The organism is Pseudomonas sp. SORT22 (assembly GCF_018417635.1).
GTDB lineage: Bacteria > Pseudomonadota > Gammaproteobacteria > Pseudomonadales > Pseudomonadaceae > Aquipseudomonas.
The window spans coordinates 404901-428208 of the sequence record NZ_CP071007.1; the positions used below are offsets into that span (position 1 = coordinate 404901).

Genomic DNA, 23308 nt, shown 5'->3' on the forward strand with positions numbered 1-23308 from the left:
CACTCGCATTCCTAATTAGATCTGGCACATGCAAGGAGCCTGCATGAGGGTGTTGCGTCCTTTATCGCTCGTCTGCCTGGGGGTGTCGCTGGTGCTGACGGGATGCGGGGAGAAAAAAGCCCCTGAAGCCGAACTGCCCAGGGTTGGTGTTCAACGTGTTCAGCCCAGTGATTTCGCAGCGTCCGTAACCCTGACCGGCGATGTTCAGGCGCGGGTGCAGACCGATCTTTCCTTTCGCGTGGGCGGCAAGATCATTGCCCGCAGCGTCGATGTCGGCGATCACATCAAGGCCAACCAGGTACTGGCCAGGCTTGACCCCAAGGACCTGCAGACCAACGTCGACTCGGCCAAGGCCGAGGTCTTCGCCGAGCAGGCGCGCGTGACCCAGACTGCCGCGGCCTTTGTTCGCCAGCAAAAACTGTTGCCCAAGGGCTACACCAGCCAGAGCGAGTACGACTCGGCCGAAGCCGCCTTGCGCAGCAGCCAGAGCGCACTCAAGGCCGCCCAGGCGCAACTGGCCAACGCCCGAGAGCAGTTGAGCTACACCGCGCTGGTCGCCGAGGCGGACGGGGTGATCACCGAGCGCCAGGCCGAGGTCGGCCAGGTGGTTCAGGCCACGGTGCCGATCTTCAGCCTGGCCCGCGATGGTGAGCGCGATGCGGTGTTCAATGTCTACGAAGCCTTGCTGGTGGCCCCGGCCACCCGTGAGGCAATCAAGGTCAGCCTGGTGGATAACCCGAAAATCCAGGCTCAGGGTTACATCCGTGAGGTCACCCCGACGGTTTCGGCGCAAAGCGGCACGGTGCAGGTCAAGGTGGCATTGAATGATGTGCCGCCCGGCATGGACCTGGGCTCGCCAGTTACTGCCACAGGCAAAGTTCAGGGCAAGCCGAGCGTAGAGTTGCCCTGGTCAGCGCTGACCAAAGACCTGCATGAGCCGGCGGTGTGGCTGGTGGGCGAGGGTGACAAGGTGCGCTTGCAGAAGGTCAAGGTGATGCGCTACCTGACCGGCAAGGTGGTGGTGGGCGATGGCCTCAAAGGTGGGGAAACCGTTGTGGTAACGGGCGGGCAACTGCTAAATCCGGGCATGCAGGTGGAAATCGCGCCGCTCAAGGACAGCGGGGTGGCGCAATGAAAGCAATCACGTTTGTCTTGGGCGGCGCACTACTGCTCGTAGGTTGCGGCAAGCAAGCCAGTGCGCCAGAACCTGTGCGACCAGTGCTGTCGGTCATTGCCCAGCCGCAGGTACAGGCCAATCTTGGACGTTTCGCTGGCAGCATCCAGGCCCGTTTTGAAAGCACCCTGGGCTTTCGTGTGGGGGGCCGGATTGCCCGGCGCTGGGTCGATGTCGGCAGTCAAGTGCAACCAGGCGATGTGCTTGCCAGCCTTGATCCCACCGACCAGCGCAACCAGTTGCGCGCCGCTGAGGGCGACCTGGCGAAGATCCAGGCGCAGTGGATCAACGCCCAGGCCAACGCCCGACGTCAGCAGCAGTTGTTTGATCGCGGCGTGGGTGCGCAAGCCCAGCTGGACATCGCGCAGACCGACCTGAAGACCACTGGAGCCTCCCTCAAGCAGGCGCGGGCGGCGGTTGACCAGGCCCGTGATCAACTGGGTTACAGCGAGCTGAAGGCCGACCATGGCGCCGTAGTCACCAATTGGCAGGCCGAGGCCGGGCAAACGGTGAGTGCCGGCCAGGCCGTGGTGACCCTGGCGCGACCGGATATCAAGGAAGCGGTGATCGACCTGCCGACCAGCCTGGCCGAGCAATTGAACACGCAGCTTCAGTTCCTGGTGGCCTCGCAACTGGACCCGGATATCAACACCACAGCGACCCTGCGTGAGCTGGAGCCGCAGGCCGATGCCACCACGCGCACCCGTCGCGCCCGCCTGACCTTGGTCGATACGCCGAATGCGTTCCGTCTCGGCACGGCTATCAGCGTCACCCTGACCTCGGCGGTTTCGCCACGCACCGAACTGCCGGCGTCGGCCTTGCTCGAAAGCGACGGCAAGACCCGGGTATGGGTGGTCGATCCGCAGCAAAAAACCGTCGCTACACGTGATGTGAAGCTGCTTGAGCGTACCCCCGGCAGCGTAGTGCTGGCCTCGGGCGTACAGCCTGGCGAGCGAGTAGTAACCGCCGGTGTAAACAGTCTCAAACCGGGCCAGAAGGTCATCGTCGACGAGGAAGACCCGCAATGAATGGAAGCTTCAACCTGTCGGAGTGGGCGCTGAAGCACCAATCCTTTGTCTGGTACCTGATGTTCGTCGGCTTGCTGATGGGCGTGTTTTCCTACATGAACCTGGGGCGTGAGGAAGACCCTTCGTTCACCATCAAGACCATGGTCATTCAGACCCGCTGGCCGGGTGCGACCCAGGATGAAACCCTGTACCAGGTCACCGACCGCATCGAAAAGAAGCTCGAAGAGCTGGACTCCCTCGACTATGTGAAAAGCTACACCCGCCCTGGCGAGTCGACCGTTTACGTCAACCTGCGCGACACCACCAAGGCGGCGGACATCCCGCAGATCTGGTATCAGGTGCGCAAGAAGATCCAGGATATTCGCGGCGAGTTTCCACAAGGCATTCAGGGCCCGGGTTTCAACGATGAGTTCGGTGACGTGTTCGGCTCGATCTACGCCTTTACCGCCGATGGCCTGAGCATGCGCCAGCTGCGCGACTACGTCGAACAGGTGCGCGCCGAGATCCGTGAAGTGCCCAACCTGGGCAAGGTGGAAATGATCGGCACCCAGGACGAGGTGCTCTACCTGAACTTCTCGACCCGCAAGCTGGCGTCGTTCGGCATCGACCAGCGCCAGGTATTGCAGGCCCTGCAGAGCCAGAACGCAGTCACCCCGGCGGGGGTTATCGAAGCCGGTCCCGAGCGCATTTCGGTACGCACCACCGGGCAGTTCGCTTCGGAAAAAGACCTGGAAGCGGTCAACCTGCGGATAAACGACCGTTTTTTCCGCCTGGCGGATATCGCCGAGATCCAGCGAGGCTTTGTCGACCCACCCGCGCCGATGTTTCGCTACAACGGCCAGACCGCCATTGGTCTTGCCATCGGCATGAAGGCCGGCGGCAACATCCAGGTGTTCGGTGCCGACCTGCACAAGATGATGGACCGCGTGGTCTCCGAGTTGCCGGTTGGTGTTGGCGTGCATACGGTGTCTGACCAGGCGGTGGTAGTAGAGGAGGCCGTGGGCGGCTTTACCAGCGCCCTGTTCGAGGCGGTGGTGATCGTCCTGGTGGTCAGCTTCATCAGCCTCGGGGTACGCGCCGGTCTGGTGGTGGCCTGTTCGATTCCGCTGGTGCTGGCCATGGTCTTCATCTTCATGGAATACAGCGGCATCACCATGCAGCGGATCTCCCTGGGCGCGCTGATCATTGCCCTGGGCCTGTTGGTGGACGATGCGATGATCACCGTCGAGGTCATGGTCACGCGCCTGGAAATGGGCGAGAGCAAGGAGCAGGCAGCCACCTTCGCCTACACCTCGACCGCCTTTCCGATGCTTACCGGTACCCTGGTGACGGTCGCGGGCTTCGTGCCGATCGGCCTCAATGCCAGCTCGGCAGGGGAGTACACCTACACCCTGTTCGCGGTGATCGCGGCCGCCTTGCTGGTGTCCTGGGTGGTGGCCGTAGTATTTGCCCCGGTACTCGGCGTGCATATCCTCAGCACCAAGGTCAAACCGCACAGCGAAGAGCCGGGGCGTATCGGCAAGGCCTTTGGCAACAGCCTGCTGTGGTGCATGCGTCATCGCTGGCTGACCATCATCGGCACTGTGTTGCTGTTCGTGCTGGCGGTGTTCTGCATGCGATTCGTGCAGAACCAGTTCTTCCCGTCCTCGGACCGCCCGGAAATTCTCGTCGACCTCAACCTGCCGCAAAACGCCTCGATCGAGGAAACCCGCAAGGCGGTGGATCGCCTGGAAGCGACGCTCAAGGGCGACCCGGATATCGTGCGCTGGAGCACTTACATCGGCCAGGGCGCGATCCGTTTCTACCTGCCGCTGGACCAGCAACTGCAGAACCCGTACTACGCCCAGCTGGTGATTGTCAGCAAAGGCCTGGAGTCGCGCGAGGCATTGATGGCGCGCCTGCAAAAGCGTCTGCGTGAAGACTTCGTCGGCATTGGCAGCAACGTCCAGTCACTGGAAATGGGCCCGCCGGTCGGCCGGCCGATCCAGTACCGGGTCAGCGGCAAGGACATCGATGAAGTGCGCAAGCACGCCATTGCCCTGGCCTCGCTGCTCGACCAGAACGAGCACATCGGCGAGATGATTTACGACTGGAACGAGCCGGGCAAGGTGCTGCGGGTCGAGATCGCCCAAGACAAGGCGCGCCAGCTCGGGTTGTCGTCCGAAGACGTGGCCAATGTGATGAACAGCATCGTCAGCGGCGCGCCGGTGACCGAGGTCAACGACAACATCTACCTGATCGACGTCATCGCGCGCGCCGTAGACAGCGAGCGCGGCACGCCGCAGACCCTGCAAAACCTGCAGATCGTCACCCCCAACGGCACCTCGATCCCGCTGCTGGCCTTCGCCACCGTGCGCTATGAGCTGGAACAGCCGCTGGTATGGCGTCGCGACCGCAAACCGACCATCACCATCAAGGCCTCGGTGCGCGGCGAAATCCAGCCGACCGACCTGGTGGCCGAGCTCAAGCCGCAGATCGACAAATTCGCCAGCAAACTGCCGGTGGGTTACGCCGTGGCCACCGGCGGTACCGTAGAAGAAAGCGGCAAGGCCCAGGGCCCGATCGCCAAGGTGGTGCCGCTGATGCTGTTCATGATGGGCACCTTCCTGATGATCCAGCTGCACAGCGTGCAGAAGCTGTTCCTGGTCGCCAGCGTGGCGCCGCTGGGCTTGATCGGCGTGGTCCTGGCGCTGGTGCCGACCGGCACGCCGATGGGCTTTGTGGCGATCCTGGGGATTCTTGCGCTGATCGGCATCATCATCCGCAACTCGGTGATCCTGGTGACCCAGATCGACGAGTACGAAGCCCAGGGCTACTCGCCCTGGGATGCGGTGCTGGAAGCGACCAACCACAGGCGCCGGCCGATTTTGCTGACTGCGGCAGCGGCGAGCCTGGGCATGATCCCGATCGCCCGCGAAGTGTTCTGGGGGCCGATGGCCTACGCCATGATCGGCGGGATCATCGTCGCCACCTTGCTGACCCTGCTGTTTTTGCCGGCGCTGTACGTGGCCTGGTACAAGATCCGCGAGCCGCAGCGCCAGTGATTACGCCATCGCGGGTCCAGCCCGCTCCCACAGTTGCAACGGTGTATTCTGTGGGAGCGGGCTTGACCCGCGATGCTTTTAGATCCAGACCGCATCCCAATGAGGATAGTCACCAATTCGCTGCACCAGCCCTGCACGAATAGGGTTGGCAACAATGTAACGAGCTACTGCCTGGACATCTTCTTCATAGCGCAATGCACGATCATGAAACCCAGGCTGCCAGAGTCTGCTTTTGAGTTTGCACGCCTTGCAAATGGCGCAGCCACTGCGTGACTTGAGCCTGCGCATTAGTGTTTTCAATGTGCAGGACTGCAACTCGATGAGCCAATGAAAGTGATCAGGCATTACTACCCAGGCCAGTGATCGCGCAGCGCCTTCTTGCTCAGCTAGTTTGAATTGGGCAACGACGAGCCGGGCCAAGCCAAACTCTCTGAGTATGGGGGCCCGGTTTTCAGTGATGCTCGTCAGTAGATACAACCTGCCGGGTTCGGAAATTCGCCCCCGTCGCAGGAGCTTGGAGTGTGGACGGTCCATGTCGACTTCCTTGAGTTTGAAACTTCAAGGTAGCTGGACTCGCTGGGGGAGCATGGAGGTCTTGAAAACAGAATGTTTCCCTGTGCCATAGATGTCGGGGTGGTACGACGTCTCGACTTGACCCGTGATAAATTCAGCGCTTGTTCAAGCCCTTCGCCAACCGGTCCCCGCCCAGCTGAATCAACGCCACCAGCACCACCAGCATGACGATCACCGTCAGCATGATCTGGCTGTCGAAGCGCTGGTAGCCATAGCGGTAGGCAATGTCGCCCAGGCCTCCGGCACCGATGGCGCCGGCCATGGCCGAGGAGTTGATCATGGTCACCAGGGTGATGGTAAAGCCGCCAACGATGCCCGGCAGGGCTTCGGGCAGCAGTACATGCCAGACGATATGCCAGCGCCGGCAGCCCATGGCCTGGGCCGCTTCGATCAGGCCGTGGTCGACCTCGCGCAGGCTGACTTCGGCAATGCGCGCAAAGAACGGTGTGGCGGCAATGGTCAGCGGTACCACTGCCGCCCAGACGCCGTAGGTGGTGCCGACGATCAAGCGGGTGAAGGGAATCAAGGCCACCATCAGGATCAGGAACGGAATCGAGCGGAACAGGTTGACGAAGGCGCCGAGCACCCGGTTCAGGGCAGGCGCTTCAAAGATCCCGCCCTTGCCACTGGTGACCAGGATCACCGCCAGCGGCACGCCGGCGAGCAGGGCGATCAGCGATGAGACGCCGACCATCAGCAGGGTGTCGAGCACGCCCTGGAGAAAGCGATCAAACCACATAACCCAATACCTCCACTTGTGCCGCCCATTGCCGGGCGCGCTCAATCACTTGCTCGTGGCGGTGCGGCGAGTTGGCCACCGACACAACAAGTTGCCCCAACGCGCGGCCCTGGATCGGTTCGATGCCGCCTTGCAGCAAGCTGATCCGACCGCCGAGCAAGGCGAATAATGAAGACAATTCCGGCGCCTGCTTGTCTTTGCCACTCACCCGCAAGCTCAACACCAGTGCTGCCTCAGGCCCCGCCGGTTGCGGCTGCAAGCGAGCCTGCAACGCAGCTGGCAGAGCAGGCTGCAAGGGCGCGAGCAGGGTCTTGCTGACCTCATGCTGCGGATCGCCGAACACCTGCCAGACAGCGCCTTGTTCAACGATGCGCCCACGCTCGAGCACCACCACCCGGTGGCAGATATCGCGGATCACCGCCATCTCGTGGGTGATCAACACGATGGTCAAACCCAGGCGCTGGTTGATATCGCGCAGCAGGCCGAGGATCGACTCGGTGGTTTCCGGGTCGAGTGCCGACGTAGCCTCGTCACACAGCAGGATCTCGGGGTCATGCACCAGCGCCCGGGCAATGCCGACGCGCTGCTTCTGCCCGCCGGACAACTGCGCCGGGTAGACGTGATGCTTCTCCTGCAGGCCGACCAGTTCCAGCAATTGGGCAACCTTGCGCTGGCGCTCGGCCTTGGGCACGCCGGCGACCTTGAGCGGTAGCTCGACGTTCTGCCAGACGGTCTTGGCCGACATCAGGTTGAAGTGCTGGAAGATCATGCCGATGCGCCGGCGCAGGCGCACCAGGCGGTCTTCGTCGTACTCGCCGATGTCTACCTGGTCGATCAGCACCCGGCCCTGGCTGGGTTGCTCCAGGCGGTTGATGGTGCGGATCAGCGACGACTTGCCGGCGCCGCTGCGGCCGATGATGCCGAAGATCTCACCGTGCTGGATGTTCAGGTCGATGCCGTCCAGCGCCGGGGCCTGTTGGCCAGGGTACGTCTTGCCGAGGCCAATGAAGCGTACATGGGCGTTGCCCAGCTCCGGGTGCAAGGCCCGTTGCCGGGCCTGTTGCAGGGGCGCGAAAGTGGCCTGCTGCTCCTGCGCCACGCGGGCGCTGATGGCGCTCATTTCAGCTCTCCCAGCCGGCTTGGTAGAGCTTGCCGTGGGCCTGGTCGAGGGCAGCACGCACCACCGGCGAGTGCTGGTAGATGTCGATGAACCTGGCCAGGCGCGGGTCGTCCTTGCTCTGCGGGCGGATGACGAACTGGATCACGTATTCCTTGTGGTCGAGGCCGTCGAACAGCAGCGCCGAAGTGGCGTCGAAGGTCTTGGCCAGGCGGATGTAGGCCGGGTAGCCCTGGACCAGGTCGGCGTCGTCGTAGGCACGCACCAGTTGTACTGCTTCAACCTGGAGGATCTTCAGCTTCTTCGGATTGGCGACAATGTCTTCTTCGGTGGCCTTGTAGCCGACGCCGGCTTTGAGGGTGATCAGGCCGGCCTTGGCCAGCAACTGCAAACCGCGGCCGCTGTTGATCGGGTCGTTGGCGATGGCCACGCTGGCGCCCTCGGGCAGCTCGGCGAAGCTCTTGTACTTTTTCGAATACAGGCCGACGTTGTTGATGATCCCCGGGGCGAAGGGCACCAGGTCGAAACCGGCAGCAGCCTTGGCGTTTTCCAGGAACGGGATGTGCTGGAAGTAGTTCACGTCGATGTCGCCGGCCGCCAGGCTGACATTCGGCGCGATCCAGTCGCTGAACTCGATCAGTTCGACGTCCAGGCCCTGTTTCTTGGCCTCGCTGACGGCGGCTTCAAGCGGGATCGAGAAGGCTGCGGTGGTGCCGACTTTCAGGGCATCGGCGGCCTGGGCGGCGCCGAGCAGGCCGAGGCTCAAGGCCAGGGCTGCGACCGGGCGGGCAATAAAGGTCTTAAGCATGCTGTAGCGCTCCCGTCGGGGTCGTGGTGGTGTGGCGATAGCTGGCGCCAGGATGGTCTGCCGGCAGGTGAGGCTGGTCGCTGGCGAAGAGTTTTTCGCGCAGGCTGCCCTGTTCGTAGGCGGTCTTGTACGAGCCGCGGCGTTGCAACTCGGGGATGACCAGGTCGATGAAGTCGACATAGCTTTCCGGGGTGACCGTGCGCGCCAGGTTGAAACCGTCGAGGCCGGTTTCGGCGATCCAGCTTTCCAGCGCGTCGGCGACCTGGGTCGGCGAGCCGATCAGGGTGATGTAGCGCCCGCCCAGAGCGTGCTGTTCGAGCAGCTTGCGCCGGGTCCAGTCGTTGTTCTGCAGGTTCCTGGTGGCAGACTGGATGGCATTGCTTTTCACGTACTGGATCGGCTCGTCCAGTTCGTACTCGGAAAAATCGATAGCGGTGGAACTGGCAAAGTGCGCAACACCGGCCTCGGGGCTGGCATAGCGCAGGTACTCGGCGTGCTTGGCCCTGGCCTGTTCTTCGGTGCGGGCGACGATCACCGTCAGGCCCATGAACACCTTGATGGCTTGCGGGTCGCGCCCGGCTGCGACGGCGGCAGCGCGGACCTTGTCAACCTGGGCGCGGGTGGCGGCCTTGTTCTGGCCGCTGATGAACACGCATTCGGCATGGTTGCCGGCAAAGCCCAGGCCACGCTCGGAGCTGCCAGCCTGGAACAGCACCGGCGTACGCTGCGGCGACGGCTCGCAGAGGTGATAGCCCTCGACCCGGTAGAACTCGCCTTGATGCTTGACCTTGTGCACCTTGTCCGGCTGGGCGTAGATCCGCTGCTGCTGATCATTGAGCACCGCGCCGTCTTCCCAGCTGCCTTCCCAGAGCTTGTACAGCACCTGCAGGTACTCGTCGGCCTGGTCATAGCGGCGGTCGTGCTCGGGTTGCTGGTCCAGGCCCATGGCCTTGGCAGCGCTGTCGAGGTAGCCGGTGACGATGTTCCAGCCGACCCGGCCACGGCTCAGGTGGTCGAGGGTGGAAAGGCGTCGGGCAAACAGGTACGGCGGCTCGTAGGTGAGGTTGGCGGTCAGGCCGAAACCCAGGTTGCGGGTGACCGCGGCCATGGCCGAGACCAGCAGCAGCGGGTCGTTGACCGGTAGCTGGATCGACTCTTTGAGCGGTACATCGACCGACTGCTGGTAGACGTCGTAGACACCGACGATATCGGCGATGAACAGCCCGTCGAACAGCCCGCGCTCGAGCAACTGGGCAAGCTCGGTCCAGTATTCGAGGGTTTTGTACTGGCTCGAGTTGTCCCGCGGGTGGGTCCACAGGCCGTGGTTGATATGGCCAACGCAGTTCATGTTGAAGGCGTTGAGCAGGATCTTTTTCTTGGCCATCAGATGGTGCCCCGCAACGGTGGGTTTTCATCGTTGAGGTAGTAGTTGCCGATGGCGTGGTACTTCCAGCGCACCGGGTCGTGCAGGGTGTGCACCCGGGCGTTGCGCCAGTGCCGGTCGAGGCCATGCTCGGCCAGGGTGGCCTGGCTGCCCGACAGCTCGAACAGAGTGGTGCCGGCGGCGAGGGAAATCTCGGTGCTGATCGCCCGCGCTTCGGCCACGGCGATGGAGGCGGCGGCGACGGTTGCGGCATTGGGCTCGGCCTGGGCGCGGTCGAGGTATTCGCCGGCGCGTTCGAGCAGCGCTTCAGTGGCGTGCAAACGGATCGCCAGGTGGCCGAAGGATTTCAGCGTCAGTGGATCTTCGCTGGCCTTATCGACCCCGGAGTCGACCCATGGCCGGCTGCGGGTGCGCACGAAGTGCAGGGCATCTTCGTAGGCGGCGCGGGCGATGCCGGTGTCGATGGCGGCGTGGAGGATCTGCGCCAGCGGGCCGACCGTGGTCGGGCGCTCGAAGGCGCTCTGGAACGGCAGCACGTCTTCGGCGCCAACCTGGACGTTATCGAACAGCACCGAACCGCTGCCGGTGGTGCGCTGGCCGAAGCCGCTCCAGTCGTCGATGACCTTCAGCCCGGTACTGTCTGCCGGGACGAAGGCCAGGCGCTGGATGCCGTCCTCATCGACAACCGAGGTGGGAATGCGCTGGGCATAGAGCGCACCGGTGGCGTAGAACTTGCGCCCGTTGATGCGGTAAGCATCGCCGTCGCGGCTAAGGGCGGTGGTGCGGTCGTGGGCGGTCTTGGTGCCCAGCTCGGCCAGGGCATTGCCCAAGCGCTGGCCGGCCAGTACTTCGGCGTACAGGCGCTGCTGTTGCGCCGCGCTGCCGTTGACCCGCAGCACTTCGAGGGCATAGAAGTGGTTCTGCGGAATTTGCCCCAGCGAGGCGTCCGCCTGGGCGATGCGGGCGATGACCTTGGCCAGGGTGACGTTCGATACGCCAGCGCCACCAAAGGCCTTGGGTACGCTGATGCCCCACAGGCCGGAGCGCGAGAACAGTTCAAGTTCAGGGTGCGGCAGGCGTCGTTCGCGGTCGCGCAGGGCGCTGTCGCGGCGCAGCTGGACGGCGACTTCCTCGGCGACTTGCAATGCCTGGGCGTCAGTGTGGATGACCGCGACGTTGGCGTGCGGTTGTGGCAAAAGGCTCATAAACAGGGCTCCAGTGGTCTGGTCAAATCCAGGAGTGCCGGGCAGGCAAGGTACCGTTGAGGTGATAGGCGCCGACGGCGTGGTATTTCCAGCGCACCGGATCGTGCAGGGTGTGCACGCGGGCATTGCGCCAGTGCCGGTCGAGGTTGAACTCGGCCAGGGTGGCGCGGCTGCCGGAGAGCTCGAAGAGCTTCTCGCTGGCCAGCAGCGAAATCTCGGTGGTCAGCACCTTGGCTTCGGCCACGGCAATCGAAGCGCGAGCGGCCGCAGCGGCATCGACCGGCGCGGCGCTGACTTCGTCGAGCACCCGCGCAGCCTTGGAAAGCAGCGCCTGGGCGGCATGCAGCTCAAGCTGCAGGCGGCCGACGTCGGCGATTACATAGAGATCATCGCTGGCACGATCGACCTTGGCGTCGATCCATGGCCGGGCTTTGTCGCGAACGAAGGCGATGGTGTCGGCAATCGCCGCTTCGGCGATACCGGCATCGATGGCCGCCTGGATCAGCTGCGAAGCCGCGCCCTGGATGTTTGCTACTTCGCTCTGTTTCCAGGTGTCGATCACCAGCTCCGCATCGACCTGCACCTTGTCCAGCAGCACGGTGCCGCTGGCGGTGGTGCGCTGGCCGAAACCCGACCAGTCATCGACGATGCGCAGGCCCGGGGTGCCGCGGCGGACAAAGGCCATGACCTGACGGCCGTCATCGTTCAACGCCTTGACCGCGACCCAATGGGCAAACAGGGCGCCGGTGGAATAGAACTTCTGGCCGCTGAGCACATAGTGATCGCCCTCGCGGGTGATCCGTGCCTTGAGGTCCAGGGTGTGTTTGGTGCCGCGTTCCGGCCCGGCATTGCCGATGCGCCAGCCATCGAGCACCGAGGTGAACAGCAGCTCTTTCTGCCGCTGCGTGGCGGTGCCTTTGAGCAGTTGCAGGATGCCGAACTGGTTTTGCGGGATCTGCCCCAGCGCCGGGTCGGCGGCGCTGATGATGCGAAAGACTTCCGCGATGGTGACAAACGACACCTGCGCGCCGCCAAAGGCGCGCGGGATGCTGATGCTGCCCAGGCCGCTGCGGGTGAACTGCTCGATTTCTGCCCAGGGCAGCTTGCGCTGCTGGTCGCGCTTGGCCGCCTGGGTGCGTGCTGCTTCGGCCAGCTCGTGGGCTGCCTGCAGGGCTTGTTCGTCGTTGCTCAGCACCTTGGCCGGCAGCAACAGCGGGGCGCTGTCCAGATCGCTGTGGACTGTGGTTTCTGCCAGATTGGACATCAGTACCGCTCCTTGGCTGCACTCAATGCCCTGGCGTTACGCACTGGGGTGATTGTGTTCCTGACCATACCTACCTCACGAATTGAAAACGTCGGCGCGGGTTGCGACGACAAAATTGCGCTGGTCCGGTGGTCCGGTGCATATACCCTAATAGCGTATAAAAATTAAATAAACTAACTTTTAGGAATAAATATAGAAGTACTTGGCGGTCGCTGGACGAACGCCTGCCGGAGCTGGGCAGGCGCTGGAAGAGGGGCGGGGAAAGGGCGGGGAAAACTCAGTAGCCGGTGTTCTGCGTACCGAGGAACTTGCTCAGGAACTGGCGTGTGCGGTCTTCCTTGGGGTGGGCGAACAGCGCCTTGGCTTCGCCCTGTTCAACGATCACGCCCTTGTCGAAGAAGATCACCCGGTTGGCCACGTCGCGGGCAAAACTCATCTCGTGGGTGACGATGATCATGGTGCGCTTTTCTTCAGCCAGGCCACGAATGGTCGCCAGCACTTCGCCGACCAGCTCGGGGTCGAGCGCCGAGGTCGGCTCGTCGAAGAGGATCACTTCCGGCTCCATCGCCAGGGCCCGGGCAATCGCTACCCGCTGCTGCTGACCGCCGGAGAGCTTGCGCGGGTAGGCGGCTTCCTTGCCGGCCAGGCCGACCTTGGCCAGCAGCTTCATGCCCAGGGCCACGGCTTGTTCGTGCGGAGTTTTCTTGACCACCAGCGGGCCTTCGATGACGTTCTCCAGCGCCGTACGATGGGGGAACAGGTTGAAGTTCTGAAACACGAAGCCGACTTCCTGGCGCAACTGGCGGATCAGCCCGCTTTGCTGGCCCAGCGGGCGGTTGGCGTCGATTTCTACCTTGCCGACCTTGATGCGCCCGCTGCTGGGGGTTTCCAGCAGGTTCAGGCAACGCAGGAAGGTGGTCTTGCCCGAGCCGCTGGGGCCGATGATGGCGATCACCTCGCCGGCCTCGACCTTGAGGCTGATGTCATCGAGCACGGTCTGGCCGTTGAACTGCTTGCTCAGTCGTTGTACCTCGATCATGCCTCAGGACTCCTGGTCGTGCCGGTTGACCCGCGCTTCCAGGCGGTTCTGCAGGTGCGCGAGAACGCTGGCCAGCACCCAGTAGATCAGTGCGGCGGCAAGGTACATGGTGAAGATCTCGAAGGTGCGCGCAGTAATCAGCTGCGCCTGGCGGAACAGCTCCGGCACCTGGATGGTGGCGGCCAGGGCGGTGTCCTTGACCAGCGAAATAAAGCTGTTGCCCAGTGGCGGCAAGGCGGTGCGCGCCGCTTGCGGCAGGATTGCCCGGCGCATGGCCTGGCCACGGGTCATGCCGATGCTGGCGGCAGCCTCCCACTGGCCGCGGTCGATGGAACTGATCGCGGCACGGAGAATTTCACAGGCATAGGCGGCCATGTTCAGCGAGAAGCCGATCAACGCTGCGGGCAGCGGGTCGAGCTCGATGCCCAGTTGTGGCAGGCCGTAGTAGATCATGAACAGCTGCACCAGCAGCGGCGTGCCGCGAAAGAACGACACGTAGACTCGCGCCGTCCAGCTCAGCAGCTTGATCGACGACAGGCGCATCAGCGCCAGGCCAAAGCCCAGCAACAGGCCAAAGAACATCCCGCCGAGGCTGAGAATGACCGTAAAGTACGCGCCCTTGAGCAAAAAGGGCGCGGACTCCAGCGCCAGTTGCAAAGCTGCTTCCATTATTGGGTGACGTCAGCGTTGAAGTACTTTTCCGAAAGCTTTTTCAGTGTGCCGTCGGCGCGTAGCTTGTCGAGAGCTTTGTTCACTGCTGCCAGCAGTTCCGGCTCGCCTTTGCGCAGGGCAATACCGGCTTCCTGGCGGGAGAAGGCGTCACCGGCGGCAGTGGTGTCCTTGGCTTTCTTGGCGTATTCCAGCGCCGCCAGACGGTCGATCAGGATGGCGTCGATCCGGCCGACGCGCAGGTCCTGGAACTTGGTCGGATCGTCTTCGTAGGTGCGCACGTCCGCGGTCGGCACGTTGGCTTTGACCCACTGTTCGTAGTTGGTGCCCAGGCCCACGCCGACTTTCTTGCCGCCCAGGTCGGCAGCGGACTTGATGTTCAGCTCGGCGGCCTTTTTCGTCAGCACCAGCGCCTGAATCCCGGAAACGGTGTAGGGCGCGGAGAAGTCATACTTCTTCTTGCGCTCATCGGAGATGGTCACCTGGTTCACCACCGCGTCCAGGCGCTTGGACTCCAGTGCCGCGAGGATGCCATCCCACTTGGTTGGCTGCAGCTTGACCTTGACCCCCAGCTCCTTGGCCAGGGCTTCGGAAAGCTCCACTTCGAAGCCGGCCAGCTTGCCGTCGGCGTCGACGAAGCTGAACGGTGGATAAGTGCCTTCAAGGCCGATGTTGATCACGCCCTTGTCTTTGATCTGCTGCAGTTGCTCACCAGCGACAGCCTGGCCGAGCAGGCTGGCGCCGAGCAGCAAGCCGAGGCCTGCGGCGACTGCCTGTTTACCGAAAGCGGAAATCTTCATGGTTAGCCCCAATGTTGTTGTGAGTGTGGCGCTGACTATAGGGTGACGCTTTTAGTCTTAAAAATAATATAAATTCATTTTCTTATATTATTTTCAAATAAGTTAGTTAGCCGTTCCAGACCTCAGGGTAGGCGAATAATGCCGGGGCCCCACCGGTATGCAGAAAAATCAGCGGGCCGTCATCGAATCGCTGACGGGCAATACCATCAAGCAGCCCGGCCATGGCCTTGCCGGTGTATACCGGGTCAAGCAGCAAGCCTTCCTGGCTGGCCAGCAGGCGGATGGCGGCGAGGGTACCGGCGTTCGGTTCGCCATAGCGCGGGGCGAAGTACTCATCCCACAATTCGATCTTGAAGGTGGCCGGCAGGCGCAGGCCCAGCAGCTCGGCGGTGCGCTCGGCCAGGCCCTGGACTTTCGGGCGCTGGTCTTCGTCGCTGCGCGACACGGTCACGCCGATCACCGGCAGCTTCGGCAGTTTTTCTGCCAGGGCGATGGCCAGGCCGCTGTGGGTACCGGCACTGCCGGAGGCCAGCAGCACCCCGGCGAACTGTTCGCCGCAATGTTCGATCTGCTCGGCCAGCTCCAGGCCTGCGCGTACATACCCCAGGGCACCGAGGGCGTTGGAGCCGCCAATCGGCACGATGTAGGGCTTACGGCCACTGGCGTGCAGGCGCACAGCCAGGGCTTGCAGTTGTTCGTCGGCATTGTCGAGGTTATCGACCAGCTCGACCTTGGCGTCGAATAGCTCCAGCAACAGGCGGTTGCCGTTGTGCTGGTAGTTGAGTGAATCGGTACCGATCGGGTTTTCCAGCAAGGCTACGCAGGCCAGGCCCAGTTGCGCGGCCAGCGCCGCGGTCTGGCGCACATGGTTGGACTGGATGGCGCCTGCGGTGACCAGGGTGTCGGCGCCCTTGGCCAGGGCATCGGCGGCCAGGTATTCGAGCTTGCGCAGTTTGTTGCCGCCCAGCGCCAACGGCGTGCAGTCGTCGCGTTTGACGTAGATGTCGCGGCCGGCCCAGGCTGACAGCCGATGCAGTTTTTCCAGCGCGGTAGGGGCGCCAAGCAGGTCCAGACGATTGAAGCGGGCAAGCTGTCGGTCGATCATGGGGTCACGTCGGCTAGGTAAAATTCGACTATAGGCAGCCCGGGGCAGGTGGGCAACTCCCGGGCTTATGCCCCCTTTATTGCGTTCTGGAATAAAGGGTTATTTTTTCTGTCGCAGGAAATTGCCGTAAAGTAATCGGCACTTCGGCGGCACCACCATCCACCGACCGCCGCTGCAGCAGGAGAGGTAACCGTGAGCGACAACGCGCAAACAGGGCATTGGCAGTTGCAGACCATCGTCGGCCAGCTGCGTGCCGCCCGCGACCAGTGGCGCAGCAGTAACGGGCGCAGCAGCGGCGAGCAGGGCGGCCGCGAGCTGCCGTCACGCGAGGCCATGCGCCATATTCTCGAGCAGTTGTGTGGTGCCCTGTTCCCCATGCGCCTGGGCCCGGTCGACCTGCGTGAAGAGAGCGAAGACTTCTATGTTGGCCATACCCTCGATGCCGCGCTGACCGCCTTGCTCGCCCAGGCGCGCCTGGAGCTGCGCTATGTGGCGCGCCACGGCAAGCAGGCCACGGCCGAGATCGACGCCACGGCGCTGCGCCTGATCCAGGACTTTGCCGCCGCCCTGCCAAGCCTGCGCAGCATCCTCGATACCGATGTGCTGGCCGCTTTTCATGGCGACCCGGCGGCGCGCAGCGTCGATGAAGTGCTGCTGTGCTACCCGGGCATCCTCGCGGTGATTCACCACCGCCTGGCCCACCATCTGTACCGCGCTGGCCTGCCATTGCTGGCGCGGATCAGCTCGGAGCTGGCGCATTCGGCCACCGGCATCGACATTCACCCGGGGGCGCAGATCGGCCCGAGCTTCTTCATCGACCACGGTACCGGCGTGGTGATCGGCGAAACGGCGATCATCGGCGAGCGGGTACGCATCTACCAGGCCGTGACCCTGGGCGCCAAGCGCTTCCCTGCGGACGAGGACGGGCAGTTGCAGAAGGGCCATCCGCGCCACCCGATTGTCGAGGACGACGTGGTGATTTATGCCGGCGCGACTATTCTGGGACGAATCACCATTGGCAAGGGTTCGACCATCGGCGGTAACGTCTGGCTGACCCGCAGCGTGGCGCCGGGCAGCAACCTGACCCAGGCCAATCTGCAGCATGATGACGGTACCCAGAAGTAGGCGATCCGAGGCTTGGCTTGCGGCAACGGGTCGCATCGCGACCCCCATCCATGTTTAACTTGAACGCTTGTTCAAGTTAAAACGGTGGTCCGCTGCCGGTGTTCAACAGGAGGAAACCCTTTGCTGAACCCGTTCAATCCAAGCTTCTCCCCCCTCGGCGAGGTGCACAACCAATGAGTGCACCCAGCTCCGAATCCAGCGGCAAGATCCGCATGAACCCGCCGGTTTTCTACTTCGCGGCGAGCTTTATCCTGATATTCGGCCTGGTGGTCATCAGCAACCCGCAAGCCGCTGGCGAGTGGCTGCTGGCGGCGCAGAACTGGGCGGCCAACACCGTTGGCTGGTACTACATGCTGGCGATGACCCTGTACCTGGTCTTCGTGGTGGTCACCGCCTTGTCTGGCTACGGCAAGATCAAGCTCGGTGCCGACCACGACGAGCCCGAGTTCAGCTACCTGTCCTGGGCCGGCATGCTGTTCGCCGCCGGCATCAGCATTACCCTGTTCTTCTTCTGCGTCTCCGAACCCCTGACCCACATGCTGCAGCCGCCGCAAGGCGAGGCCGGCACGGTCGAGGCCGGGCGCCAGGCCATGCAGTTGCTGTTCCTGCACTGGGGCCTGCATGGCTGGGGGGTGTTCGCCTTTGTCGGCATGGCCCTGGCCTATTTCGCCTACCGCCATAACCTGCCGCTGGCCCTGCGCTCGGCGCTGTATCCGTTGATCGGCAAGCGCATCAACGGTCCGATTGGTTACGCCGTCGACGGCTTCGGCATCATCGCCACGGTGTTCGGCCTGGGCGCCGACATGGGCTTTGGCGTGCTGCACCTGAACTCCGGCCTGGACTACCTGTTCGGCGTGCCGCACACCCAGTGGGTGCAGGTGATCCTCATCACCCTGATGATGGGCGCGGCGGTCGCGGTGGCGGTTGCCGGGGTCGAGAAGGGCGTGCGGGTGATGTCCGACATCAACATGTTCCTGGCCTGCGCGCTGCTGCTGTTCGTGCTGTTCGCCGGCCCTACCCAGCACCTGTTCAACACCCTGATCCAGAACCTCGGTGACTATCTTGGCGCCTTGCCGCGCAAGAGCTTTGACGTTTACGCCTACAACCAGGCCAATGAGTGGCTGGGCGGCTGGACGGTGTTCTACTGGGCCTGGTGGATTGCCTGGGCGCCGTTTGTCGGCCTGTTCATCGCGCGGATTTCCCGCGGCCGGACCATCCGCGAGTTCGTCTTCGGCGTGTTGCTGATTCCGCTGGGCTTCACTCTGGCGTGGATGTCGATCTTTGGTAACAGCGCGTTGTTCCAGGTGCTCGAGCACGGCATGACCGCGCTGGGCCAGTCTGCCCTCGACAACCCGTCGATGACCCTCTACCTGTTGCTGGAAACCTACCCGTGGAGCAAGGCGGTGATCGCCGTCACGGTGTTCATCAGCTTCGTGTTCTTCGTCACCTCGGCAGACTCCGGCACCGTGGTGCTCTCGACCCTCTCCGCCCGTGGCGGCAATGCCGATGAAGACGGGCCGAACTGGCTGCGGGTGTTCTGGGGCGCGATGACCGCACTGGTGACCAGCGGCTTGCTGTTCGCCGGCAGTATCGATTCGCTGAAATCGGCGGTAGTGCTCACCTCGCTGCCGTTCTCGGTGATCTTGTTGCTGATGATGTGGGGCCTGCACAAGGCGTTTTATCTGGAGTCGCAACGACAGATCGCCCAGTTGCATTCGCTGGCGCCGTTCGCCAATTCGCGGCGCGGCCGCGGTGGCTGGCGTCAGCGCCTGAGCCAGGCCGTGCACTTCCCGTCACGCGACGAGGTGTACCGCTTCATGGACGACGTGGTGCGCCCGGCGATTGCCGAGGTGACCGAGGTGTTTAGCGAGAAGGGCCTGCACGTCATCACCCAGGAAGACCCGAGCCACGACAACGTCAGCTTGAAGATCGGCCATGGCGAAGAGCAGCCGTTCATTTACCAGGTGCAGATGCGCGGTTACTTCACGCCGTCATTTGCCTTGGGCGGCCTGGGTACCCAGGAGCTGAAGAACCGTCGTTACTACCGTGCCGAGGTGCACCTGAGCGAGGGCAGCCAGGACTATGACCTGGTGGGCTACAGCAAGGAGCAGATCATCAACGACATTCTGGATCAGTACGAACGGCATATGCAGTTCTTGCATCTGGTGCGCTAAAAGCATCGCGGTCTTGCCCGCTCCCACAGTGTGGACTGCTGGGAGCGGGCAAGACCGCGATGGATCTTAAAACGGCGCATCCCCGAGAATCGTCGCCCGGTGCATCACCCGCCGCGCCGGCCGGTAATCATCCACCGCGTAATGCTGGGTCACGCGGTTATCCCAGAACGCCACGTCGTTTTCCTGCCAGCGCCAGCGAATGGTGAACTCCGGGCGGGTCGCGTGGGCGAACAGCAGCTTGAGAATCGCCTCGCTTTCAGCCTCGCTCAGTTCGTTGATGCGGGTGGTGAAGCCCTCATTGACGAACAGTGCCTTGCGCTTGCTCACCGGGTGGGTACGGATTACCGGGTGCGACAGCGGCGGGTTGTTACGCCGTGCCGTTTCCCAGCGCGCCAGGTCCTCAGGGGTGGTGCCGAAACGCTCCAGCGGGAACGACTTGGTGAAATCATGGGTGGCGGTGAGGCCAGCCAACAGCTGCTGCAGCGGTGCCGACAGTGCCTCATAGGCAGCAATGCCACTGGCCCACAAGGTATCGCCACCGTAGGCCGGCAGTTGCTTGGCACTGAGCACCGCACCCAGTGCCGGGGTTGGCAGGAAGGTCACATCGGTGTGCCAGATGGCGTTGTCGCGCACGTCGGTGACGGCGGTGTCGAGCACCAGCACCTGCGGGGTTTCCGGTACATTGGGGTAGATCGGGTGGATATGCAGGTCGCCAAAGCGCGCGGCGAAATCGGCCTGCTGCTGCGGGTTGATCGGCTGGTCGCGAAAGAACAGTACCTGGTGCTTGAGCAGCGCCTGTTCGATGGCGTCGCGTTGTTCTTTGTTGATTTCGCGGCTGAGGTCGATGCCGCTGATCTGGGCGCCGAGCGCCGGGCTCAGCGGGGTAATGGTCAGGCTCATGGTTGTTCTCTGTTCGTTTTCAATGGCTCTGGCCGTGCCAGGGCACCAGCTTGCGCTGCAGGGCGCGCAGGCCCATTTCCAGGGCAAAGGCAATCAAGGCGATCACCAGGATGCCCAGCACCACCACGTCGGTGACCAAAAACTGCGCCGCCGACTGCACCATGAAACCCAGGCCGCTGGTGGCGGCGATCAGCTCGGCGGCCACCAGGGTTGACCAGCCAACCCCCAGGCCAATGCGTACGCCGGTAAGAATGTCGGGCAGGGCGCTGGGCAAAATCACGTGGCGAATCAGCTGCCAACGGGTGGCGCCCAGCGACTGCGCCGCGCGCAGCCTGGTCGGGTCGACGGTGCGCACGCCAGTGGCGGTGGCAATGGCGATCGGGGCGAAGATCGCCAGGTAAATCAGCAGCACTTTCGACAGCTCGCCGATACCGCACCAGATCACGATCAGTGGCAGGTAGGCCAGGGGCGGAATCGGCCGGTAGAACTCGATCAGCGGGTCGAGAATGCCGCGGGCTATACGGTTATGGCCGATGGCGATGCCGATCGGGATTGCCGTGACAATCGCCGCTCCAAGGGCCAGGCCGATACGTTGCAGGCTGGCGCCCAGGTGCTGCCACAGGGTGGACTCCATGTAGCCCTGGGTCAGCAGCAACCAGGCCTTGCCCAGCACCGCTTCCGGCGAGGGCAAAAAAAGTGGCTCGATCCATTCGGCGGCGGTCACCGCCCACCACAGCAGCAACAGCGTGGCCAGGGTCAGGCCGCTGATCCAGCGGGTGCTCAGGCTGCGCCGGGGTTTGCTCGGCGCAGTGTGGCTGGCGGTGCGTTTGCTCGCTACCGGGACATCCAGGCTGCTCATGCGGACTCCTGCCGCGTTGCGGCACTGCGTTGGGAGAACACCCGGGCCAGCACGTGCTCGCGGGTTTCGATAAAGCGCGGGTCGGACTTGATCGAACGGGCCGACTCACCAGCGCTGTAGCGCTGGCCAAAATCCAGTTGCAGGCGTTCGACGATCTGCCCGGGGTTCGGCGCCAGCAACACCAGTTCGGTGGCGAGGAACACCGCCTCTTCAATGTCGTGGGTAATCAGGAATACCGGCTTGGCGGTACGCTGCCAGACCTGCAACAGCAACTCCTGCATCTGTTCACGGGTAAAGGCATCCAGCGCGCCGAACGGCTCGTCCATCAGCAGTACCCGCGGATCGGCCGCCAGCGCCCGGGCCAGGCCCACGCGCTGCTTCTGGCCACCGGACAATTGCCAGATGCGCCGGTTGCCGAAGTCCGCCAGGTCGACCAGGGCGAGCATTTCGCGGGCCTTTTTCTCGCGGCTGGCGCGTGGCACGCCGGCCAGTTCCAGGCCGAAGGCGACGTTGGCCAGCACGTCTTGCCAGGGCAGTAGAGCATCATCCTGGAACACCACGCCGCGCTCGGCGCCCGGACCTTGTACCGGCTCGCCGTCGAGGGTGATACGGCCACTGCTGGGCGCCACGAAACCGGCAATCAGGTTGAGCAACGAGGTCTTGCCGCTGCCCGAAGGGCCGAGGGCCACCAGCAATTGCTGCGGGCCCAGGCTCAGGTTGATATCGGCTAGCACCGGCTCGGCCGCGCCGGGGTACTGTGCGCTGATGCGCTCCAGTTGTAACAGGGCCATGGTCTGCTCCGAGTCTCAGTTGGCGATGAATTTGGCGCTGACGTAAGGCGCGTAGTCCGGCAGCACCGCTTCGACCTTGCCTTGCTCCTTGAGGAAGGTGGCGGTGTCGGTGATTGCCTGGGTGGTCGGTGCACCGAGTGCTGCGACCTGGTCGGCGGCCAGCGGGAACACGTTGCCTTGCAGCAGGCCAGGGATGTCAGCCGCCTTGGCGCCGGAGAGCTTGACCAGCTTGTCGACGTTACTCTGGTTTGCCAGCCACGCTTGCGGGTCCTTGCGGTAGTCGGCGTAGGCATCCAGGGTGACCTTGGCGAAGGCCTTGACGATCTCCGGGTGCTTGGCGGCGAAGTCCTTGCGCACGATCCAGGCATCGAAAGTCGGCGCGCCTTTTTCGGCCAACTCAGCGGAGGTGATCAGCACCTTGCCGTTTTCCTTGGCCACGCCCAGGGCCGGGTCCCAGACGTAGGTGGCGTCGATGTCGCCGCGCTTCCAGGCGGCGATGATTGCCGGTGGCGCGAGGTTGAGGATCTGTACCTTGGCCGGGTCGATGTTCCATTGCTTGAGTGCGGCCAGCAGGCTGTAGTGACCGGTGGAGACGAACGGCACGGCAATCTTCTTGCCGATCAGGTCCTGTGGCGAGTTGATGCCGGCGCCGTCGCGGGCGACCAGGGCTTCGGCTGCGCCGATCTGGGTGGCGATCAGGAAGGTTTCCACCGGCAGTTTGCGGGTCGCAGCGGCGGCCAGCGGGCTGGAGCCGAGGTAGCCGATCTGCACGTCGCCGGAGGCCACGGCGGTGATCACGTCGGCGCCGCTGTCGAATTTGCGCCAGTCGATATCGGCCTTGCTGGTTTTCTCGTAGGTGCCGTCGACCTGGGCGACTTTCGCCGGGTCGACGGTGGTCTGGTAGGCCACCGTCAGGTCGGCCGCCTGGGCAAACCAGCTGGTGCCGGCCAGGGTCAGGGCGGCGAACAGGCGCAGGGGAGCATGCAGGGTCATGGTTAACTCCTTGTCAGGCGGGCGATTGTGTTGGTGTGGGATAAGACTAGATGATCTAAGAAAGTTAAAATAAATAACTTTTTAGCATTAGCTTAGGAGCCAATTGATTTAAGGCTTGCGAAAGGGGGGAGTCATCGCGGGGCAAGCCCGCTCCAGCCTATAGGCGCCATCGGCCTGGGCGACAAAAGTGACGCTGGTCAAGGTCAGGGCGCAGAGGAAACGCAATGATGGCCTGGCCATGAGGGCTACTTTGTCGAAGGGGAAGGATCGACGAAGCTAAGCGATCTAAAAAACCGCTTTGAAATATCCTTTAGGAATTAGCTTATGTGCCGATAACGGCAGCGAAGAAAAATCTTGGGTGATATTCCGTAATAATCTGAAAAATTACGAAATAAGTCTTTTTGGATTTATAGGATTGTCATTATCCTTCACCCCCACCGCTGGTGCATTAGACCAAAGTAGTGAAATGAATAGTTACGATTGACTTGACGGTCACCCTTTGGTGCTAATCGCCCAT

20 protein-coding genes are annotated in these 23308 nt (G+C 63.1%); 5 read left to right on the top strand and 15 right to left on the bottom strand.

Going from position 1 to position 23308, the window contains the following annotated elements; all coding sequences use genetic code 11:
* Window positions 1–43 precede the first annotated feature (43 nt).
* Genes JYG36_RS01905 through JYG36_RS01915 form a run of 3 tightly spaced genes read left to right on the top strand, consistent with a single transcriptional unit; the run spans window position 44 to window position 5246 of the window.
* Complete coding sequence (locus tag JYG36_RS01905) at window positions 44–1135, top strand: efflux RND transporter periplasmic adaptor subunit (RefSeq protein WP_093378311.1); 1092 nt, start codon at window positions 44–46, stop codon at window positions 1133–1135.
* Window positions 1132–2202 (top strand): efflux RND transporter periplasmic adaptor subunit, encoded by a 1071-nt coding sequence (locus tag JYG36_RS01910; RefSeq protein WP_045201126.1) that lies wholly within the window; start codon window positions 1132–1134, stop codon window positions 2200–2202. Before JYG36_RS01905 ends, JYG36_RS01910 begins: the two co-directional genes overlap by 4 nt.
* Window positions 2199–5246 carry an efflux RND transporter permease subunit gene (locus tag JYG36_RS01915; RefSeq protein ID WP_195885275.1) on the top strand — a complete coding sequence of 1016 codons (3048 nt, stop codon included), beginning with the start codon at window positions 2199–2201 and terminating at the stop codon, window positions 5244–5246. The genes JYG36_RS01910 and JYG36_RS01915 overlap by 4 nt, the downstream gene beginning before the upstream one ends.
* Before the next feature lie 78 nt (window positions 5247–5324).
* Here JYG36_RS01915 and JYG36_RS01920 read toward each other — a convergent pair whose 3' ends face one another.
* The 11 genes from JYG36_RS01920 to JYG36_RS01970 all read right to left on the bottom strand — a co-directional run bounded on the left by JYG36_RS01920 (window position 5325) and on the right by JYG36_RS01970 (window position 15949).
* Window positions 5325–5780, bottom strand: coding sequence for an REP-associated tyrosine transposase (locus JYG36_RS01920; protein ID WP_093378320.1), 456 nt, complete (start codon window positions 5778–5780; stop codon window positions 5325–5327).
* Between the two features lie 133 nt (window positions 5781–5913).
* The gene (locus tag JYG36_RS01925) at window positions 5914–6558 is read right to left on the bottom strand and encodes a methionine ABC transporter permease (protein ID WP_213602928.1); all 645 of its coding nucleotides are present in this window, start codon (window positions 6556–6558) and stop codon (window positions 5914–5916) included.
* Window positions 6548–7678, bottom strand: a complete 1131-nt coding sequence (locus JYG36_RS01930; protein ID WP_195885273.1) for a methionine ABC transporter ATP-binding protein — start codon at window positions 7676–7678, stop codon at window positions 6548–6550. The genes JYG36_RS01925 and JYG36_RS01930 overlap by 11 nt, the downstream gene beginning before the upstream one ends.
* Window position 7679: 1 nt before the next feature.
* A complete protein-coding gene (locus tag JYG36_RS01935) occupies window positions 7680–8483 on the bottom strand; it encodes a MetQ/NlpA family ABC transporter substrate-binding protein (RefSeq protein WP_213602930.1) in 804 nt (267 codons plus the stop codon).
* Window positions 8476–9867 carry an LLM class flavin-dependent oxidoreductase gene (locus JYG36_RS01940; RefSeq protein WP_213602932.1) on the bottom strand — a complete coding sequence of 464 codons (1392 nt, stop codon included), beginning with the start codon at window positions 9865–9867 and terminating at the stop codon, window positions 8476–8478. Before JYG36_RS01940 ends, JYG36_RS01935 begins: the two co-directional genes overlap by 8 nt.
* On the bottom strand, window positions 9867–11072 hold the full coding sequence (locus tag JYG36_RS01945) for an SfnB family sulfur acquisition oxidoreductase (RefSeq protein WP_213602934.1): 1206 nt from the start codon (window positions 11070–11072) through the stop codon (window positions 9867–9869). Before JYG36_RS01945 ends, JYG36_RS01940 begins: the two co-directional genes overlap by 1 nt.
* A gap of 22 nt (window positions 11073–11094) precedes the next feature.
* Window positions 11095–12336 (bottom strand): SfnB family sulfur acquisition oxidoreductase, encoded by a 1242-nt coding sequence (locus tag JYG36_RS01950; RefSeq protein ID WP_045201141.1) that lies wholly within the window; start codon window positions 12334–12336, stop codon window positions 11095–11097.
* A gap of 277 nt (window positions 12337–12613) precedes the next feature.
* Window positions 12614–13375, bottom strand: coding sequence for an L-cystine ABC transporter ATP-binding protein TcyN (gene tcyN / locus JYG36_RS01955; RefSeq protein WP_045201142.1), 762 nt, complete (start codon window positions 13373–13375; stop codon window positions 12614–12616).
* 3 nt (window positions 13376–13378) lie between these two features.
* On the bottom strand, window positions 13379–14044 hold the full coding sequence (gene tcyL, locus JYG36_RS01960; protein WP_045201143.1) for a cystine ABC transporter permease: 666 nt from the start codon (window positions 14042–14044) through the stop codon (window positions 13379–13381).
* On the bottom strand, window positions 14044–14844 hold the full coding sequence (tcyJ, locus tag JYG36_RS01965; protein ID WP_093378350.1) for a cystine ABC transporter substrate-binding protein: 801 nt from the start codon (window positions 14842–14844) through the stop codon (window positions 14044–14046). The genes tcyL and tcyJ overlap by 1 nt, the downstream gene beginning before the upstream one ends.
* A 106-nt stretch (window positions 14845–14950) precedes the next feature.
* Window positions 14951–15949, bottom strand: coding sequence for a D-cysteine desulfhydrase (locus tag JYG36_RS01970; protein WP_045201145.1), 999 nt, complete (start codon window positions 15947–15949; stop codon window positions 14951–14953).
* A 192-nt stretch (window positions 15950–16141) separates the two neighbouring features.
* Between JYG36_RS01970 and epsC the strand changes: the two genes are divergently transcribed.
* Together epsC and betT are read left to right on the top strand one after the other, a co-directional pair.
* On the top strand, window positions 16142–17074 hold the full coding sequence (gene epsC / locus JYG36_RS01975; RefSeq protein WP_045201146.1) for a serine O-acetyltransferase EpsC: 933 nt from the start codon (window positions 16142–16144) through the stop codon (window positions 17072–17074).
* Between the two features lie 212 nt (window positions 17075–17286).
* The gene (betT, locus tag JYG36_RS01980) at window positions 17287–19248 is read left to right on the top strand and encodes a choline transporter BetT (RefSeq protein WP_230090936.1); all 1962 of its coding nucleotides are present in this window, start codon (window positions 17287–17289) and stop codon (window positions 19246–19248) included.
* A 66-nt stretch (window positions 19249–19314) separates the two neighbouring features.
* Here betT and tauD read toward each other — a convergent pair whose 3' ends face one another.
* Genes tauD through tauA form a run of 4 tightly spaced genes read right to left on the bottom strand, consistent with a single transcriptional unit; the run spans window position 19315 to window position 22791 of the window.
* On the bottom strand, window positions 19315–20148 hold the full coding sequence (gene tauD, locus JYG36_RS01985; RefSeq protein ID WP_093378359.1) for a taurine dioxygenase: 834 nt from the start codon (window positions 20146–20148) through the stop codon (window positions 19315–19317).
* A gap of 19 nt (window positions 20149–20167) precedes the next feature.
* Window positions 20168–21007, bottom strand: a complete 840-nt coding sequence (gene tauC / locus JYG36_RS01990) for a taurine ABC transporter permease TauC (RefSeq protein ID WP_093378363.1) — start codon at window positions 21005–21007, stop codon at window positions 20168–20170.
* Window positions 21004–21798 carry a taurine ABC transporter ATP-binding subunit gene (tauB, locus tag JYG36_RS01995; protein ID WP_045201150.1) on the bottom strand — a complete coding sequence of 265 codons (795 nt, stop codon included), beginning with the start codon at window positions 21796–21798 and terminating at the stop codon, window positions 21004–21006. Before tauB ends, tauC begins: the two co-directional genes overlap by 4 nt.
* A 15-nt stretch (window positions 21799–21813) precedes the next feature.
* A complete protein-coding gene (tauA, locus tag JYG36_RS02000; RefSeq protein ID WP_045201151.1) occupies window positions 21814–22791 on the bottom strand; it encodes a taurine ABC transporter substrate-binding protein in 978 nt (325 codons plus the stop codon).
* Window positions 22792–23308: the final 517 nt, after the last annotated feature.